This is a genomic window from Pedobacter miscanthi (genome assembly GCF_032678605.1).
In the GTDB taxonomy this organism is placed as follows: Bacteria; Bacteroidota; Bacteroidia; order Sphingobacteriales; family Sphingobacteriaceae; genus Pedobacter; species Pedobacter miscanthi_A.
The window spans coordinates 466,875-482,471 of the sequence record NZ_JAVTSU010000002.1 but is presented as its reverse complement, the minus strand read 5'-3'; the positions used below and the strand labels follow the sequence as shown (position 1 = coordinate 482,471).

The 15,597-nt window shown below is 38.3% G+C and carries 12 protein-coding genes; 4 read left to right on the top strand and 8 right to left on the bottom strand.

From position 1 onward, the window contains the following. Positions 1-18 precede the first annotated feature (18 nt). The 4 genes from R2R28_RS04870 to R2R28_RS04855 all read right to left on the bottom strand — a co-directional run bounded on the left by R2R28_RS04870 (position 19) and on the right by R2R28_RS04855 (position 5,641). Positions 19-1,536: a GH3 auxin-responsive promoter family protein gene (locus tag R2R28_RS04870; protein ID WP_316824583.1), complete on the bottom strand. Its 1,518-nt coding sequence runs from the start codon at positions 1,534-1,536 to the stop codon at positions 19-21. Between the two features lie 152 nt (positions 1,537-1,688). Next, positions 1,689-2,429, bottom strand: a complete 741-nt coding sequence (gene lptB, locus R2R28_RS04865; RefSeq protein ID WP_316824582.1) for an LPS export ABC transporter ATP-binding protein — start codon at positions 2,427-2,429, stop codon at positions 1,689-1,691. An 83-nt stretch (positions 2,430-2,512) separates the two neighbouring features. After that, positions 2,513-4,213, bottom strand: a complete 1,701-nt coding sequence (gene recJ, locus R2R28_RS04860) for a single-stranded-DNA-specific exonuclease RecJ (RefSeq protein ID WP_316824581.1) — start codon at positions 4,211-4,213, stop codon at positions 2,513-2,515. Positions 4,214-4,315: 102 nt separating this feature from the next. Then, positions 4,316-5,641, bottom strand: a complete 1,326-nt coding sequence (locus tag R2R28_RS04855) for a sulfatase-like hydrolase/transferase (RefSeq protein WP_316824580.1) — start codon at positions 5,639-5,641, stop codon at positions 4,316-4,318. Between the two features lie 112 nt (positions 5,642-5,753). Here R2R28_RS04855 and R2R28_RS04850 point away from each other — a divergent pair, with 112 nt between their 5' ends. Then, the gene (locus R2R28_RS04850; protein ID WP_316824579.1) at positions 5,754-6,521 is read left to right on the top strand and encodes an MBL fold metallo-hydrolase; all 768 of its coding nucleotides are present in this window, start codon (positions 5,754-5,756) and stop codon (positions 6,519-6,521) included. Between the two features lie 299 nt (positions 6,522-6,820). Here the strand turns inward: R2R28_RS04850 and R2R28_RS04845 are convergent, their stop codons facing one another. Then, complete coding sequence (locus R2R28_RS04845; RefSeq protein WP_316824578.1) at positions 6,821-6,991, bottom strand: hypothetical protein; 171 nt, start codon at positions 6,989-6,991, stop codon at positions 6,821-6,823. Between the two features lie 19 nt (positions 6,992-7,010). Continuing rightward, the gene (locus R2R28_RS04840; protein WP_316824577.1) at positions 7,011-7,598 is read right to left on the bottom strand and encodes a YceI family protein; all 588 of its coding nucleotides are present in this window, start codon (positions 7,596-7,598) and stop codon (positions 7,011-7,013) included. Between the two features lie 256 nt (positions 7,599-7,854). On the opposite strand from R2R28_RS04840, the gene R2R28_RS04835 reads away from it, so the two are divergent. The 3 genes from R2R28_RS04835 to R2R28_RS04825 all read left to right on the top strand — a co-directional run bounded on the left by R2R28_RS04835 (position 7,855) and on the right by R2R28_RS04825 (position 9,317). Next, complete coding sequence (locus tag R2R28_RS04835; RefSeq protein ID WP_316824576.1) at positions 7,855-8,424, top strand: hypothetical protein; 570 nt, start codon at positions 7,855-7,857, stop codon at positions 8,422-8,424. Between the two features lie 32 nt (positions 8,425-8,456). Further along, on the top strand, positions 8,457-8,918 hold the full coding sequence (locus R2R28_RS04830) for a hypothetical protein (RefSeq protein WP_316824575.1): 462 nt from the start codon (positions 8,457-8,459) through the stop codon (positions 8,916-8,918). A 78-nt stretch (positions 8,919-8,996) separates the two neighbouring features. After that, positions 8,997-9,317 carry a DUF4157 domain-containing protein gene (locus R2R28_RS04825; protein WP_316824574.1) on the top strand — a complete coding sequence of 107 codons (321 nt, stop codon included), beginning with the start codon at positions 8,997-8,999 and terminating at the stop codon, positions 9,315-9,317. A 425-nt stretch (positions 9,318-9,742) separates the two neighbouring features. On the opposite strand, the gene gcvP is transcribed toward R2R28_RS04825, so the two are convergent. Next, positions 9,743-12,619: an aminomethyl-transferring glycine dehydrogenase gene (gene gcvP, locus R2R28_RS04820; RefSeq protein ID WP_316824573.1), complete on the bottom strand. Its 2,877-nt coding sequence runs from the start codon at positions 12,617-12,619 to the stop codon at positions 9,743-9,745. A 425-nt stretch (positions 12,620-13,044) separates the two neighbouring features. Further along, positions 13,045-15,597: a TlpA disulfide reductase family protein gene (locus tag R2R28_RS04815; protein ID WP_316824572.1), complete on the bottom strand. Its 2,553-nt coding sequence runs from the start codon at positions 15,595-15,597 to the stop codon at positions 13,045-13,047.

Sequence of the window (15,597 nt, the reverse complement as noted above, 5' to 3'; positions counted from 1 at the left end):
CTCAATGATTTATTAAATTTAAGATGATTTCATCATCTCCAAAATATCATCAACGTATTTACGCTCATTGGCTAAACGGGGTACTTTATGCTGTCCACCCAGTTTATCTTTAGCTTTTAACCAATTGTAAAATGTGTTCGCAGGTGCATTGTGTACTTTTGGTCGGGCAAGTGCCATATCTTTAAAACGCTTGGCATCATAATCAGAATTCACTTCGCGTAGTGTATTGTCCATGATGTCGACAAACTTTTCAAAATCGTTTGGTTGTTTATCAAATTCGATAATCCATTCGTGTCCACCAGCTTTTTCATCTTTAAAGTAAATCGGTCCCGCGGTATAATCTTTTATTTCGGCACCCGTTTCCTGGCAGGCTTTGGTTAAGGCCTGTTCGGCGTTATCAATAATTACTTCTTCGCCAAAAGCATTGATGAAATGTTTGGTACGTCCGGTAATTTTAATGCGATAAGGAGAAAGCGAGGTAAACTGGATGGTATCGCCGATCATATAGCGCCATAAACCACCGTTAGTAGAAATCACGATAGCATAATTTTTATGTAATTCTACTTCGCCCAATAGTAACGCCTTAGGGTTTTCTTCTCCAATGTTTTCCATTGGGATAAACTCATAAAAGATACCATAATCGAGCATTAGCAACATTTCTTCCGAATGATCCTGATCCTGGATACCGAAAAACCCTTCTGATGCATTATAAGTTTCTAGATAATACATTTCATCGGATGGGATCAGCTGCTTAAACTGCTCACGATAAGGTGCAAAATTTACTGCTCCATGGATGTATAACTCTAAATTTGGCCAAACTTCCAGTAAGTTCTGTTTTCCGGTAAGTTCGAGCACCTTTTTTGCCAGTACAATGGTCCAGGTGGGCACACCTGAAATACTGGTTACGTTTTCATTGATGGTGGCTTCGGCCATTCTATCCATCTTGATCTCGTAATTATCCATCAAAGCGATAGACATATCGGGGGTGCGGTAATATTCGGCCCAAATGGGTAAATTTTTAATTAAAACAGCAGATAAATCGCCGTAAAAGCAATCTTCGTTTAATTGGTTCACCTGGTGACTGCCTCCTAAAACCAAACCTTTGCCGGTAAACATCTGGTTATCGGGACGGTTATTGCAATAAATAGAAAGCATATCCTTCCCCCCTTTAAAGTGGCATTCTTCTAATGATTCCTGAGAAACAGGAATAAACTTACTTCTGTCGCTCGTAGTACCCGATGATTTTGCAAACCACTTGATATCAGATGGCCAAAGAATATTCTGTTCGCCATTGAGCATACGTTCAATATATGGCTTTAGCGTATCGTAATTTTGAACAGGAACGCGTTCCTGGTATTGTTGTACAGTTAAAATTGATTTGTAATCGTATTTTTTGCCCCATTCGGTATTTTCTGCACTATCGATCAACGTATGAAACCATTCTTCCTGAACATCGTGTGGATATTTCATAAAAAGCTCGATCTGGTGGATCCGCTTTTTCATTAACCAGGTAAAAATTGAATTTACAAATGCCATTTTTAAATGTTAAAATTAATGAGCTTTATTTTGCCACAGATTTTCACAGAAAAAGACAGATTTTTATGCACAGCAAGTAGATTTATAGGGATTTGTTTTAACATCGCGATTAGGCAACAGACCAGGTTAGAATTTGTTTGTTGGTTATGTGATTAAACATCAAATTTCTTACGTTTCAGCACAAAATTCGATCCCAGGTATACTTTTCTTACCATTTCGTTCTCCGCCAAAACCTCTGGTACACCCTGCTCCAAAATTTTCCCTTCAAATAACAAATAAGCCCTATCGGTAATCGAAAGCGTTTCCTGTACGTTGTGGTCGGTAATTAAAATGCCTATATTTTTATGTTTTAGTTTGGCTACAATGCTCTGGATTTCTTCCACAGCAATTGGATCTACCCCGGCAAAAGGCTCATCCAACAAAATGAAGTTTGGGTTGGCGGCCAGGGCACGGGCAATTTCGGTACGGCGGCGCTCGCCACCCGATAACAGATCGCCACGGTTTTTACGTACTTTATGTAAACTAAACTCATTGATTAATTCTTCGAGTTTATCGCGCTGTTCTTCCTTGCTTAATTTGCTCATTTCCAAAATGGCAAGGATATTATCTTCAACGGTAAGTTTTCTAAAAACCGATGCCTCCTGGGCCAGATAACCAATACCCTTTTGCGCCCTGCGGTACATCGGATCTTCGGTAATATCTTCTTCCTCTAAGAAAATACGGCCCTCATTTGGTTTAATCAAGCCTACAATCATGTAAAAGGAAGTTGTTTTCCCGGCACCATTCGGACCTAAAAGGCCAACAATTTCACCCTGGCTTACATTAAAAGAAACATTGTTTACAACAGTACGCTGTTTGTATTTTTTAACCAGATTTTCGGCTTTTAATATCATATATCGATCGATATCCTTCGGTTGTCACATTGAGCTTGTCGAAATGTCCTTCGAGGGGCTCAGGATGACACCTTTGGAAATAATTAATTAACTTTTATTCCTTTAATGTTTAATTGCAAACGTTTTTTATCGCGCCATACATTCTCTTCTAACGTATAACAGACCGAAAACGGTACTTTTGGTTGTAAAAGATTTTGAAATTCTGCCAACCCGAATGCAATGCCTTCAAAAATAGTCGAATTTTGTTGTTTTATATTAATTTTTAAATGATTTTGGCCAACAGCCATGGCATGTTGGGCCAAATATACATTGTGGGTAACAAAAATTGGCGACATGTTTTCTGGCCCGAATGGTCCCATTTGTGATAATACACGGTAAAACTTGCCATCTATTTGTGCCAGTTCAATTTCTGCATCAATCCGTATCATCGGCGTAAGTAGTTCTTCTGTAATACTTGCCGACACGATTTCTTCAAATTTATCAGCAAAAGCATCGATATTATGCTCCTGCATGGTTAAACCGGCAGCAAATTTGTGCCCGCCGTACTGATCCAATAAATGGGCGCAGCCGCTTAATGCTTCGTATAAATCAAAACCTACCACCGAACGGCATGATCCAGCTACATGTCCGTTAGATTTAGCTAGTACTATCGTTGGACGGTAATATTTTTCGGTTAAACGTGAAGCCACGATCCCAATTACCCCTTTGTGCCAGCTTTCGTTAAATACCACCGTGGTTTTTCTGTTGATCAGGATTTCACTATTGCCGATTAAAGCCAAAGCTTCGCGGGTAATATCCTGATCGTATGTTTTACGTTCGGTATTTTTAAGATTAATCAGTTCACTTTGTTCCAACGAGTTACTATCCACCTGGCAAAGCAACATGGCAACAGCATGTTTAGCGTGGTCTATCCTTCCGGCAGCATTAATCCGCGGACCTAAGGTAAAAACCACATCAGTAATGCTGTAATTTTCGGTTTTACCCGAAACCTCCATCAAGGCCCGTAAACCTTCGCATGGATTGGAATTTAATTTTCTTAAACCGTAATAAGCCAGAATTCTGTTTTCGCCAACTACCGGAACAATATCGGCAGCAATACTTACCATTACTAAATCTAAATATTGCAGGTAAGTTTCTTTTGGGAGTTCGTGTTTTTGGGCGTAAGCCTGTGCCAGTTTAAAACCAATACCACAACCGGCCAGTTCTTTAAAAGGGTAAGGACAATCGGCACGTTTTGGATCTAAAACCGCAATAGCCTGAGGTAATTCATCTCCAGGCAAATGGTGATCACAGATAATAAAATCGATGCCCAAAGTATTGGCGTAATCAATTTTATCAATAGATTTTATGCCACAATCCAAAGCGATAATTAAAGAGAAGCCGTTTTCATGTGCATAATCTATCCCTGCGGTAGAAATCCCATACCCTTCCAGATAACGGTCTGGAATATAATATTCAATGTTTTTAGTAAGTTGTGAAAAGAAACTGAAAGCCAGCGCAACCGAAGTTGTACCATCTACATCGTAATCGCCATAAATCAATATTTTTTCGTGGGCGGCTAATGCAGTTTCGATACGGGCAATTGCTACATCCATATCCTTCATAATAAAAGGATCGTGAAGGTGATCCAGATCTGGCCTAAAAAAATCTTTGGCCTGATCAAAATCGCAAATATTCCGCTGCACCAATATTTGTGCAAGTGAGCGGTCTATATTGAGTTGTTCTGCTATTTTTGTTATCGTGGCATCATTACAATCCGATGCCAGCACCCATCTTTTTTCCATTTATTCTGTCTCCGAACAGTAAATATACATTTTAATTGGATATGATGGAGGTAATCTCTAATGAGCTGACGAACAACCTCCTTAATAACAAAAAGTTATGTTTTACTTTGAATTTCCAGGATATGCCGCGTAAAGTTTCATCAAATGCGCTTTTTGATCTGTATATTTTGCATCATCAATCAGGTTTACGCGCTCTGCCGGATCCCATGATAAATTGTACAATTCAGTAAGTTCTTTATTGTCCTTTTTAGTGATCCGCAATTTCCAATCACCATCTTTAACCCCTTCCAAAACATAATTATGGTAGTAAATAGGACGGTGGGTTTTATTATAGCCCTTATTGGTAAGCAAACCTGCGATGGATTCTCCATCATATACTTTAGCGGGTAGTTTGCTTTTGGTCCACTCGGCAAGTGTAGGAAAAACATCCAGATTAGAAATGGGTTTGGTTAATTGGGTATCGTTAAGCGTATGCCCTTTCCAGTACACAATAAATGGTACACGGTGGCCGCCTTCGTAAGATATACCCTTCGAACCCCTAAAAATCCCTGCTGAACCAACATGGTAAAATTTGGTAAAACCATCATCGTACATGCGTTGTGGGGCATTAATCCAGGGGCCATTATCACTGGTGAAGATAAAAATGGTGTTATCTGCCTGTCCGGAGGCAACTACCTGTTTCCAGATTTCTGCCAAACCAGCGTCCATATCTTCGATTACATCGCCCAGTTCACCACCTGCCGAAGGATTTTTTCTGCTTTTTTGTGCTGCAAAAGCTACTGGCAAATGTGGCATATTTTGGGCCAGGTAAAGGAAAAACGGTTTTTTAGCCGCAGCACTTTTTTTAATGAATTTAATCGATTCGCGGGTATAAGAACTCGTTAAAATACTGTCATGAGGTTTATAAATCTCCGGCTTGGTATTCCTGAAAATCTTGATCGTGGTATCGGTTTTAACGTAAGGCGCCCTATAATCATGACTGTATAAAAGGCCATAAAACTCATCAAATCCTTTTTTGTTCGGCAACGAAACGCCATAATCGCCCAAATGCCATTTACCTACCAAAGCAGTGGCATAACCGGATTGTTTGAGCATCTGTGCAATGGTAATTTCATCTTCGGGGATTCCGCGTTTATCTCCGGGACCAATTGGCCAGGGCAAATCCATCCTGCTGCAATAACGTCCGGTAAGTAATGATGCCCTTGATGGCGTACAAGTTGGTGAGGTAGTAACAAAGTTGGTTGCTTTTATGCCTTTGGCAGCCATTCCATCTAAAAACGGTGTCTTAATCAACGGACTTCCATAACAAGAGATATCGGCATAGCCCATATCATCGGCCAGTACAATAATTACATTTGGTTTTTGCTGTGCCTTTAACTGAAGCGAAAAACTGATGGCTAGCAAAAAAATTAAAACTCGAAGATTCATGCCTGAAATTTAAGCATGATATTTTACAAAAAAAGGAAGTATCCAAGCTTTTACCAAAACAAATACTCAGGTTTAGTTTGTTACCTTTGTATAAACATTAAAAATTTACATTTTGCAAGTTCACACCCTATTCGAAGGCACCTATTCTGTTGATGCAACAAAGAAATTTGTGCCTTTCGACCCTGCTATACATACATTTAAAGACCGTCCGGCTTCATTATTCATTAATGTTCAGCCATTTTTGGTTGAACTTAAAAACGACCTTGTTCTTTTTGATACGGGTTTAGGTTTTAGCGATGACCATGGCGAACTGATTTTACATAAAAACATCCGCAATGCAGGCTTCGACCCTACTGATGTAACCAAGGTTTTAATGTCGCACTTACATTACGACCATTCTGGTGGCATGATTCATAAACAGGGCAACGACAAAATGGAGTTGAGTTTCCCGGATGCAGAATATGTAATTAACCGCGGCGAGTGGGAAACCGCATTTAGCAGCACTTCATCTTCTTATCATACAGACATTTTCGATTTTGTACAACGTAATGCACAATTTAAATTTGTTGAAGGAGACGGTGCATTGGATGAAACCATTGCTTACGAATTTACCGGCGCACACTGTCCTAACCATCAGGTTTTCCTTTTAACAGAAGGCAATCAAAAAGTATTTTTTGGCGGGGATGTTTTGCCTGAACCTGAAGAACTGGTTAAAAACTTTATTGCTAAATACGATTTCGATGGCCGCAAGGCAATGGAATTACGTAAAGAATTTGGTAAAAGAGCCGCTGAAGAAAACTGGGAATGTTTGTTTTATCATGGTAAAAGTGCGGCAACCGGTTTTGTTGATGCTGTTGAAGGTGGATTTAGGATAAGATAGGTTTAGGGTTTAGGGTTTAGGGTTTAGGGTTTAGGGTTTAGGGGAAACAGCCTTATAATGGATTTAGTATGAATTGAAATATAAAAAATCACTCAGTTTTTTTATCGCCACAAAACCAAATATTTTCCGTCATCTCGACCGCAGTGGAGAGATCTTTGAACTTTGCTGCTCTCTGCAACCTTTGTTTCTTACACAGTTCAGACTCTTTAAACCCGATTGAAGCGATATCCTTTTGGCTGAGATGTTGAGCGCAGCGAAGAATAGCCAAAAGATTTAGCGGAGAGCGGGAACTCCGTCAATTATCGTTCAGAACCTGCTTTTCTAAATGATAAAATGCTTTTTTTTTTGCAAATATCTCTTTCTTTTTCACCACCTTGATAAAATTGAACAAGTTTTTCCGTGCCTTCCGTGTTTCCGTGGCTAAAAATATACCCACAAAAAAAAGCCCAGACAAATGTCTGAGCTTCCATTTTTCCGAGACGGAAATAATTATTTTTTAGCTACTAACTTAACGGCTAATTCGAAGTTATCATCAATTGCTTTGTCGCCAATGCTATCGAAGAATGATTTAGAACCATATTTAATGTCATATTTAGTTCTGTCAACAACGATTTTACCCGCTAAAGCTGAAGCAGTACCGTCAGCATTAACTGTTACCGTTGCAGGGAAACTTAATGGTTTAGTAATACCTTTAATAGTTAAATTACCAGTTACCGTTACGTTAGTACCAGAACCAGCAACTTTAGTAATTACGAAAGTTGAAGTTGGGAATTTAGTTGTACCGAAGAAATCGTCTGCTTTTAAGTGACCTTCTAATTTAGCGCTGCCATCAGCATCTTTGATTGAAGCCATATCGATAACGAAAGTACCACCAGTTACACTTTTACCATTAACGGCTAAAGTACCTGATTGTAAAGCGATTGTTCCGTTGTGAGAACCTGTTACTTTTTTACCAACCCAGGTAATGGTTGATTTTGCTGCATCAACAGTATAAGTTACCGGTTTAGTAGGGTTTTTAAAAGCTGACAATGCGACTACTGCCACTAATAAAAAAATTGAGCTAATTTTTAATTTCATTTTCTGGTTTTTTAAAATTTTGATACAAATATAGATGAACTACCGATCTCTTGTTGTTGACCTATGTTAAGTTTTTTCAAAAATAATCGGATTTATTTAAAATCATTCTATTGACTTCACAATTATGGGTAAGTTTAATTTGTTTACTTTTTAATGTGAAATTAGCGAAGAATATGCCAGAATTGTATCAAAGCCCCAATTTTCATTGATCATTAAATTAATTTATCTTGCATTGAAGAGTAATTCTAAACTTTATATGATGCTTTCTACAAGACAAAAGTCAAACATCCGACATTTTATTTACTATTTAGTTAATGGTTCCCTTAATTTCGAGTTAATTGAATTAACTTTTGGAGGAAAATATTTTGAAATTTTAAAAACGAAACCCGATTATTTCTACAAAACAGCCTGCGTTTTTATCAATCAAGAATTTAACCTTAACCCTAGCTGGCCTGATACGCTGAAACTGGGACAATTTATCTGCCATCTACATCATCGCGATCTTAAAACCGAACAATTTGAAGAGTGGGAGTTAGATTTCACTTATAATGAACCCGATCTTTCAAGTGATTTCAAGCGTTTTTCGAAATGGTTTGTTGAAAAAATAACAGATAAAGATTATTCATATCGTAATTACATCGAAAATGGCGCATCATATATTGAGCAGTGTTTTGCAATCTGGGCAAATGTTGTTGTTATAAATAATAATCAGATTGCTAATTTTGATTTTGCTATTGAACGCGTTGAGCAATATATAAATTCTTATTACCTAAAAGATTTTAAAAGCAATCTTGAAGATTGGGAATGTGAGTTACACTTAGAATAAATAGTAAGTCAAATAGAGCCAGACATTTCAAGATGAACAACAACCAGATTTATCTTTTTCTTATCCTAACCTTACTTTTGACAGCTTGCAGTAAAAGGACAATTTTATTCAAGGAAAAACGGATCCATCACTTTAACAAATTGGGTTACACAATAAAATTAAATGGCAGTGTTATTAATCCTGAGTTTTATTTCTTGGATAAGGGAAATATTAAAAATACAGTCCTTATAAAACACCAGAGAAGTGTTCTGATTCACCAAAAGGATACTGCTACGAAGTATGTAGAACTTGCCGGAATGGTTACCAATGTAAATTCCACAAAAGAGATTAAGATGGTTGTTATAAATGGTATTCCATTTTCAACTGATAACTTCAACAAGAAGAAAATTGAAAATAATAGTATCAAAAACATTCAACATTTAAAAGTTGATAGCTTAGGCATTCAATCTTGTTTTGGCCAAGTAGGTGATATCTTATTGATACAAACGAACTAGAATCTGTTAATTCAATTTAATCACGTATATTCCCGTTCTTATCGCCAATAGGTACCGTTTTATCTTCTAAATTTAATCATGGCCAAGAAAAACTTACCCGATAATTTAAAAAATGGCATTGAAGCTTTATCAGGCATTTCGCTGAATGATGTGAAAGTACACTTGAATGCGGATAAACCTGCACAATTAAATACTTTAGCCTATGCCAAGGGTACAGATATTCATTTAGCCCCAGGCCAAGAAGCGCATTTACCGCACGAAGCATGGCATGTAGTACAACAAAAACAAGGCAGAGTTAAACCAACAACACAATTAAAAACCAACATAATTGTTAATGATGATGCTGGCTTAGAAAAAGAAGCCGATGAAATGGGATTGAAGGCAGCCAAATTAGAATAAGAACCCGCGATTATATTATCGCCCCTGCATTTTAAATTATCGCACCGGTTAGGTTAAATGCCATTCTTTTCGTATTGGTTAACACCACAGTCTCCTCGCTCCTAAACCTGACAGCAGCGAAAATCCTTTTTGTTTTGCAGCAACCTTGAATATGCTGTCATGCTGAGGCACGAAGCATCTGCAACCGATGAAACAGATGCTTCGTGCCTCAGCATGACAGTCCCACAAAAAGATTGAAGCAAATGGCAGGGCTGCACTCCACTATGAAAAACTGCCTCATGTTTCCAAAAAAAAATCTGCAAGCTTTATGAAATGAATCCATAAAACTTGCAGATGAATATGTTCGTGAGGAAACGAAACTAAGCTCAAAATTTTTCTAAATAGATTGCCACGTCGTTCCTCCTCGCAAGGACGAAAAGGGAACCTTAAGGTACGATCTCTTCTAAATAACTCTCAATCGGCGGGCAAGCACAGATTAACGCCCTATCACCATGGCTATCGTTAACACGACCAACTGAAGGCCAGAACTTACGTTCTAACACATAAGGAAGTGGGAACGCAGCGGTTTGACGGCTATAAGTATGATCCCATTCGTTAGCAGTAATTACCGAAACCGTATGCGGTGCATTTTTTAACGGGTTATCTACTTTATCTAAAGTACCGTTTTCTACCGCGGTAATTTCGTTTTTAATCGCGATTAAAGCATCACAGAAACGATCTAATTCATGTTTAGGCTCTGATTCTGTAGGCTCAACCATTAAAGTACCGGCAACCGGGAACGAAACCGTTGGTGCATGGAAACCATAATCCATTAAACGTTTGGCAATGTCGGTAACTTCGATTCCGAAAGCTTTAAACGAACGGCAATCTAAAATCATTTCGTGTGCACAACGACCCTGAGCACCTGAATAAAGCACCGGATAGTGTTGCTCTAAACGCGCTTTCATATAGTTTGCGTTTAAAATAGCGTATTTAGTGGCGTTGGTTAAACCATCAGCACCCATCATGGCAATATAAGCATGAGAGATGATCAGGATTGAAGCCGAACCCCAAGGTGCAGATGAAACTGCAGAAATAGATTTTCCTTTGTCGATATCAACCACAGCATGACCTGGAAGATAAGGAACCAGGTGTTTCGCTACACCGATTGGGCCCATACCAGGACCACCACCACCGTGAGGGATACAGAATGTTTTGTGTAAGTTTAAGTGACAAACATCGGCACCGATATTGGCCGGGCTTGTTAAGCCAACCTGTGCGTTCATATTTGCGCCATCCATATAAACCTGTCCACCGTTAGCGTGGATAGTTTCGCAGATTTCGATAATGCTCTCTTCGAACACCCCGTGAGTAGATGGATAAGTTACCATTAAACACGATAAGTTGTCTTTATGTAATTCTGCTTTTGCTTTTAAATCTTCAACATCGATATTACCGTTTTCTAAAGATTTAACCACCACAATTTTCATATCGGCCATTGCAGCAGAAGCAGGGTTGGTTCCGTGTGCCGAAGCAGGAATTAAGGCTACGTTACGGTGGAAATCGCCTCTATCGTGATGATAAGCACGGATAACCATTAAACCAGCGTACTCACCCTGAGCACCAGCATTTGGCTGTAAACTCATGGCTGCAAAACCGGTAATTTCACTTAACCATTTATCCAGTTCGTTAAAAACAGAATAATAACCCAATACCTGATCGGCAGGGGCAAATGGGTGCACACGACCAAAGTGAGACCAGGTAACCGGAATCATCTCTGCCGTAGCATTTAATTTCATGGTGCAGCTACCCAAAGCAATCATCGAGTGGCAAAGCGATAAATCTTTTGCCTCTAATGATTTAATATAACGCAACATCTCATGCTCTGAGTGGTGCGAATTAAAAATCGGGTGAGTTAAATAAGCCGAAGTACGTTGTAAAGCAGTTGGAATAACGGTTTCTACATTCTCTATCACTTCAACCTGATCAGCAGCGATGGCTTTTACTTTAGCAAAGATTTTAGCAATTAAAGCTACCTCTTCGAAAGTGCTGGTTTCATCAAAAGAAATAGTGGCAACGTTACCAACGTAGTTTAAGTTGATTTCGTTATCGATACATCCTGAGTGGATACCACCTTTTAAATCGCCTAAATCGAAACGGATGGTATCAAAATATGCTGAATTTAACTGCTCAAAGCCTAAACCTTTTAAAGTAGATGCTAAGCTGATGGCCAAACCATGTGTACGTTCTGCAATGGCTTTTAACCCTTTCGGACCGTGGTAAGCGGCATAAAAACCAGCCATAATAGCCAATAATGCCTGTGCGGTACAAATATTTGATGTTGCTTTATCTCTACGGATGTGCTGCTCGCGGGTTTGCAAAGCCATACGTAAAGCATAATCGCCATGACTATCGATGGTTACACCAATAATACGACCTGGGATATTACGTTTATATTCTTCTTTAGTGGCAAAAAATGCGGCATGTGGTCCACCAAAACCCATTGGGATACCTAAACGTTGTGTGGTACCCACTACTACATCTGCTCCCCACTCGCCCGGAGGCGTTAATAAGGTTAAGCTCAAAATATCGGCAACCACCGTTAATTTAATATTTTGGTTGTGCAATGCCAATGCGAAGTTTTTGTAATCGAAAACTTCACCGTTTCCTGCAGGATACTGAACAATTGCACCGAAGAAATCTTCAGTAGCCACGAAATCTAAATGACTTCCGATAACCAGTTCAATGCCGTAAGGATTTGCACGTGTTTTTAGAATATCGATCGTTTGAGGAAAAACAAGTTCCGAAACGAAGAACTTTTTAGCTGCCTGGTTTTTACGCAAGCTGTATTGCATAAACATGGCTTCAGCAGCAGCTGTACCTTCATCCAACAAAGATGCATTGGCAATTTCCATTCCGGTTAAATCGATAACCATCGTTTGGAAATTTAACAAAGCCTGCAAACGGCCCTGAGCAATCTCTGCCTGGTAAGGCGTATATTGGGTGTACCATCCTGGGTTTTCGAATACGTTACGTAAAATTACACCCGGGGTAATGGTATCATAATAACCCTGACCGATAAAGCTTTTGAAAACTTTATTCAACAATGAAGTTTGTTTTAAAGCACCAAGATATTCAGTTTCTGATTTCGCTGCAGGCAAATTTAAAGGTTGTTTTAACCTGATTGCCGTCGGAACAGTTTGTTCAATCAGCTCATCGATAGAATTTACGCCAACAGTTTGCAACATTTCGGCTGTATCTGCCTCATTTGGCGCAATATGACGATTTTGAAAATCTTCCTTGTAATGGATATTTAAGCTCATGCGGTATGAATAATAAATTTGCGTGCAAAGGTAGCAAAAACGACGCTGTATTTTGCTATATATCAGTGTAAAAAAGCATCTTATTTACATTTAAAAGCGACAAAAATGGTAGATTTTATGAAGAAAATTAAAGACAAACGTTTGTTCAATTTTCAGCAGAAATTTTGATTATTTGGAAAGCAGCAGTTGCGCTAAAATTTAAGTTTGTTCCCGCCTTACGCTGCAATCTTTTTGCTACCCTCTGTCAATGCTGAGGCATTGCCTTTCCCGAAAGTCGGGATAGCTTATTCGGGGTTACTGCAAGCAAAAAGGATTTTCGCTCCTGTCGGGTTTAACAATAAAAGGAATTGCTAAAAACTAGGGTTGTAAGGTGCAAATGTTAAATTAATCCTTGCGGCCGGCTAAAGCCAGCCGTAAGGAAAGCATTATTTGGCAAGCAGGGTATTCACGGCAGTAACAAGATCTTCTTTATTACTTGGCCGGGGTGCTTTCATGGTATTTACATTTCCTTCTTTATCAATTAAAATATAGGTAGGAAAACCGTTTATCGAGAACCTGGTCTCAATCATATTTTGTTGTAAATCCGGCAAACGGTAATGCACCGCATTTTCGCTGGTGAGTTCGTATTCTTTGATGATGTTTTTCCAGGCTTCCTCTGGAGATCGGTTTGCGAAATACATAAATACCACATCTTTTCCTTTTAAAGCTTCTTTAACCTGTTTTACAAAAGGCATTTCACCTTTGCAGGGAGCACACCATGTGCCCCAGAAATCAACATAAATTACTTTTCCTTTATAAGGCTTAATCAATTCTGCAAAAAGAGAATCTGCATTTTTGGCATTTTTTAAATGATCTGTTCTTTTTAAACTCTGCTTATATTCAGGATCTACCTTTGATATGTTTTGGTAAGTAAGCTGTAATTTTTTAATCTCATTCCGATAATAATCATTTTTTAAGTTACCTATAAAGCCTGCAAATGCCGTATCTGGCATTGCAGTGTGCATATCTTTGAAATACTTATAAAAGTTCCTTGCTATGTTACCTTGCCGTAAATCTGCATTTCCAATGTTATTGGCAACATCAATATCCCTATTAAACATTTTTAAAAACATCTTTTGATTTGCAGCGGCCATAATGGCTTCCCGATAGGTTGCTCTAATACCGTCTGCTATTTTTCCTTTTTCCTTGGAGAAATTTTTAGAAAGTTTTAAATATTGTGTTGAGTCTTTATCAGATCCGCTACTATTTAGCGCTATCTGATCTAAAACCGCCTCTTTTTCTTTCACCGATACTTTCATTTGGCCCGAATTAATCATTTCAGCTAATACATCATCCCAACTAACTGAAATATCATTCTCTGGTGTCTGGTAGGCAAAATAATCCCTGCTAAATGTTGAAAAATCCCTGATTAAGGTAAAAGGTTTGGGTGGCCTGTTGTTATATAAACTATCATCAACAAACTTTATAAATGGTTCAGGAAATTTCTCCGTTCTTTTCAGATTAAACCTTTTCTGCATCAAACCCCAAGCCAATTCATATTTATAACCTTCTGATACGAAATACCTGAAACGATTACTTGCATTGGGATACTTTGTTAAGTGTTTATCTAAATATGCAAGTCCATTACGATATTCATTTTTGCCAATGGCTAAGAAAGTCAGCAGATCTGCTTTTCTTTTGGCATTATAATCATGCTCCTTAATTTCTAAATAGGGACCGTAATATTTGTAGTTGAGCAGTTCGTTATGAAAGCCAGCATTATCGCCCATTGCACTCCTCACCATTGTATTGGAATCTTCAAAATAAAGATAATGTTCACCCGGTTCAATCACATCAATAACACCATTCCTTTCCCAATCTAAAAAAACCTGAGTAGTATTTAACAGCGGTATTTTGACCGTAAAAAGCCCGTTACTATCCAAATCGCCATAGTAATTAACCTGTTCATCTTTTAAATAATCAGTAAAACCAACAGAAAAAGGTTTATAAGTTGTTGGGTTTCTTAAATAGCCTGTAATAACAGCCGTATCTACCTTTGCGAAATGGCTATCTTTAAATACTGATGTATCTTTCGTTTTATTGGATTTAAATCCCTTCTTTAGCAGATATACATTGCTCGTACCCTGCTCATCAATTAACCGGGCAACACTATCGTTTTCTGCTGTAAATTGAATATTTTTCTCCTTGCCATCATCAAGAAGTGTGATCTTTAAATTTTTTCCTTTTTTTTCGATGCCTTTATAGGGATAAACTTTCTGGTTATAGATGGCAAAATTTTCGAAAAAACCATACTGCCATGCGTTGGTATCACTGTTTATCCAATTGCCCAAAACCTGGTAAACGAGCGGATTTTTAGCAATGGGGGTATAGACTTTTAAACCTTCAAGACTGTTTACCTTTAAAGCTTTAACCAGCTTATGTACATAAAGCATTCTACAGCTGTCTTTATCCTTCAACAAAAAACGTTCTTCCTTATCCATGTAATTTCCAGCCCATACAATATCCCACTCCTTATTTTGATAGCTCATTTTGAACTTAGTTGTGATGTAAAAGATGGAATTGGACGGTGTACTCATCCATTTATTAAAATAGTAAGAAGGGATTTCGCCTTTGCCGTAAACTTTAATGTCAGGATCGGAAGCGCTCCAGGCGCATAAAATCTCTTTTTCCCATTTATTAAATTTCAACAGGGCTTTGCCATCTGCAGGCGTTTTAATTTCTAAGGTTAAAAGATCTTTGCTTTTTGTGTTCAACCAGATTTTGGTGATCCCGTTGATATTTTTTATACTGTCGACCATGTACATCCGATAATTATATTCAACATAGTTATCGCCGATTAAGGTGCCGTTCCAGTTCCCAACTTTGGTTACTTTATAACTCCAAAAGCCCTGGAGATTTTTGGGTAAAACAGGTTTTGCCTGTGCAGGGATTAAATAAAAAAAGAAAATAAGGGTGAGGAGATGAGCTAGATTTTTCAT

Excerpts from the sequence above, each read along its gene's own strand:
- R2R28_RS04825 (WP_316824574.1), top strand. The coding sequence starts at position 8,997 with ATGGCCAAGAAAAACTTACCCGATAATTTAAAAAATGGCATTGAAGCT.
- gcvP (WP_316824573.1), bottom strand. The coding sequence starts at position 12,619 with ATGAGCTTAAATATCCATTACAAGGAAGATTTTCAAAATCGTCATATT.
- lptB (WP_316824582.1), bottom strand. The coding sequence starts at position 2,429 with ATGATATTAAAAGCCGAAAATCTGGTTAAAAAATACAAACAGCGTACT.
- R2R28_RS04870 (WP_316824583.1), bottom strand. The coding sequence starts at position 1,536 with ATGGCATTTGTAAATTCAATTTTTACCTGGTTAATGAAAAAGCGGATC.
- recJ (WP_316824581.1), bottom strand. The coding sequence starts at position 4,213 with ATGGAAAAAAGATGGGTGCTGGCATCGGATTGTAATGATGCCACGATA.
- R2R28_RS04835 (WP_316824576.1), top strand. The coding sequence starts at position 7,855 with ATGATGCTTTCTACAAGACAAAAGTCAAACATCCGACATTTTATTTAC.
- R2R28_RS04845 (WP_316824578.1), bottom strand. The coding sequence starts at position 6,991 with ATGGAAGCTCAGACATTTGTCTGGGCTTTTTTTTGTGGGTATATTTTT.
- R2R28_RS04840 (WP_316824577.1), bottom strand. The coding sequence starts at position 7,598 with ATGAAATTAAAAATTAGCTCAATTTTTTTATTAGTGGCAGTAGTCGCA.
- R2R28_RS04830 (WP_316824575.1), top strand. The coding sequence starts at position 8,457 with ATGAACAACAACCAGATTTATCTTTTTCTTATCCTAACCTTACTTTTG.
- R2R28_RS04815 (WP_316824572.1), bottom strand. The coding sequence starts at position 15,597 with ATGAAAAATCTAGCTCATCTCCTCACCCTTATTTTCTTTTTTTATTTA.
- R2R28_RS04855 (WP_316824580.1), bottom strand. The coding sequence starts at position 5,641 with ATGAATCTTCGAGTTTTAATTTTTTTGCTAGCCATCAGTTTTTCGCTT.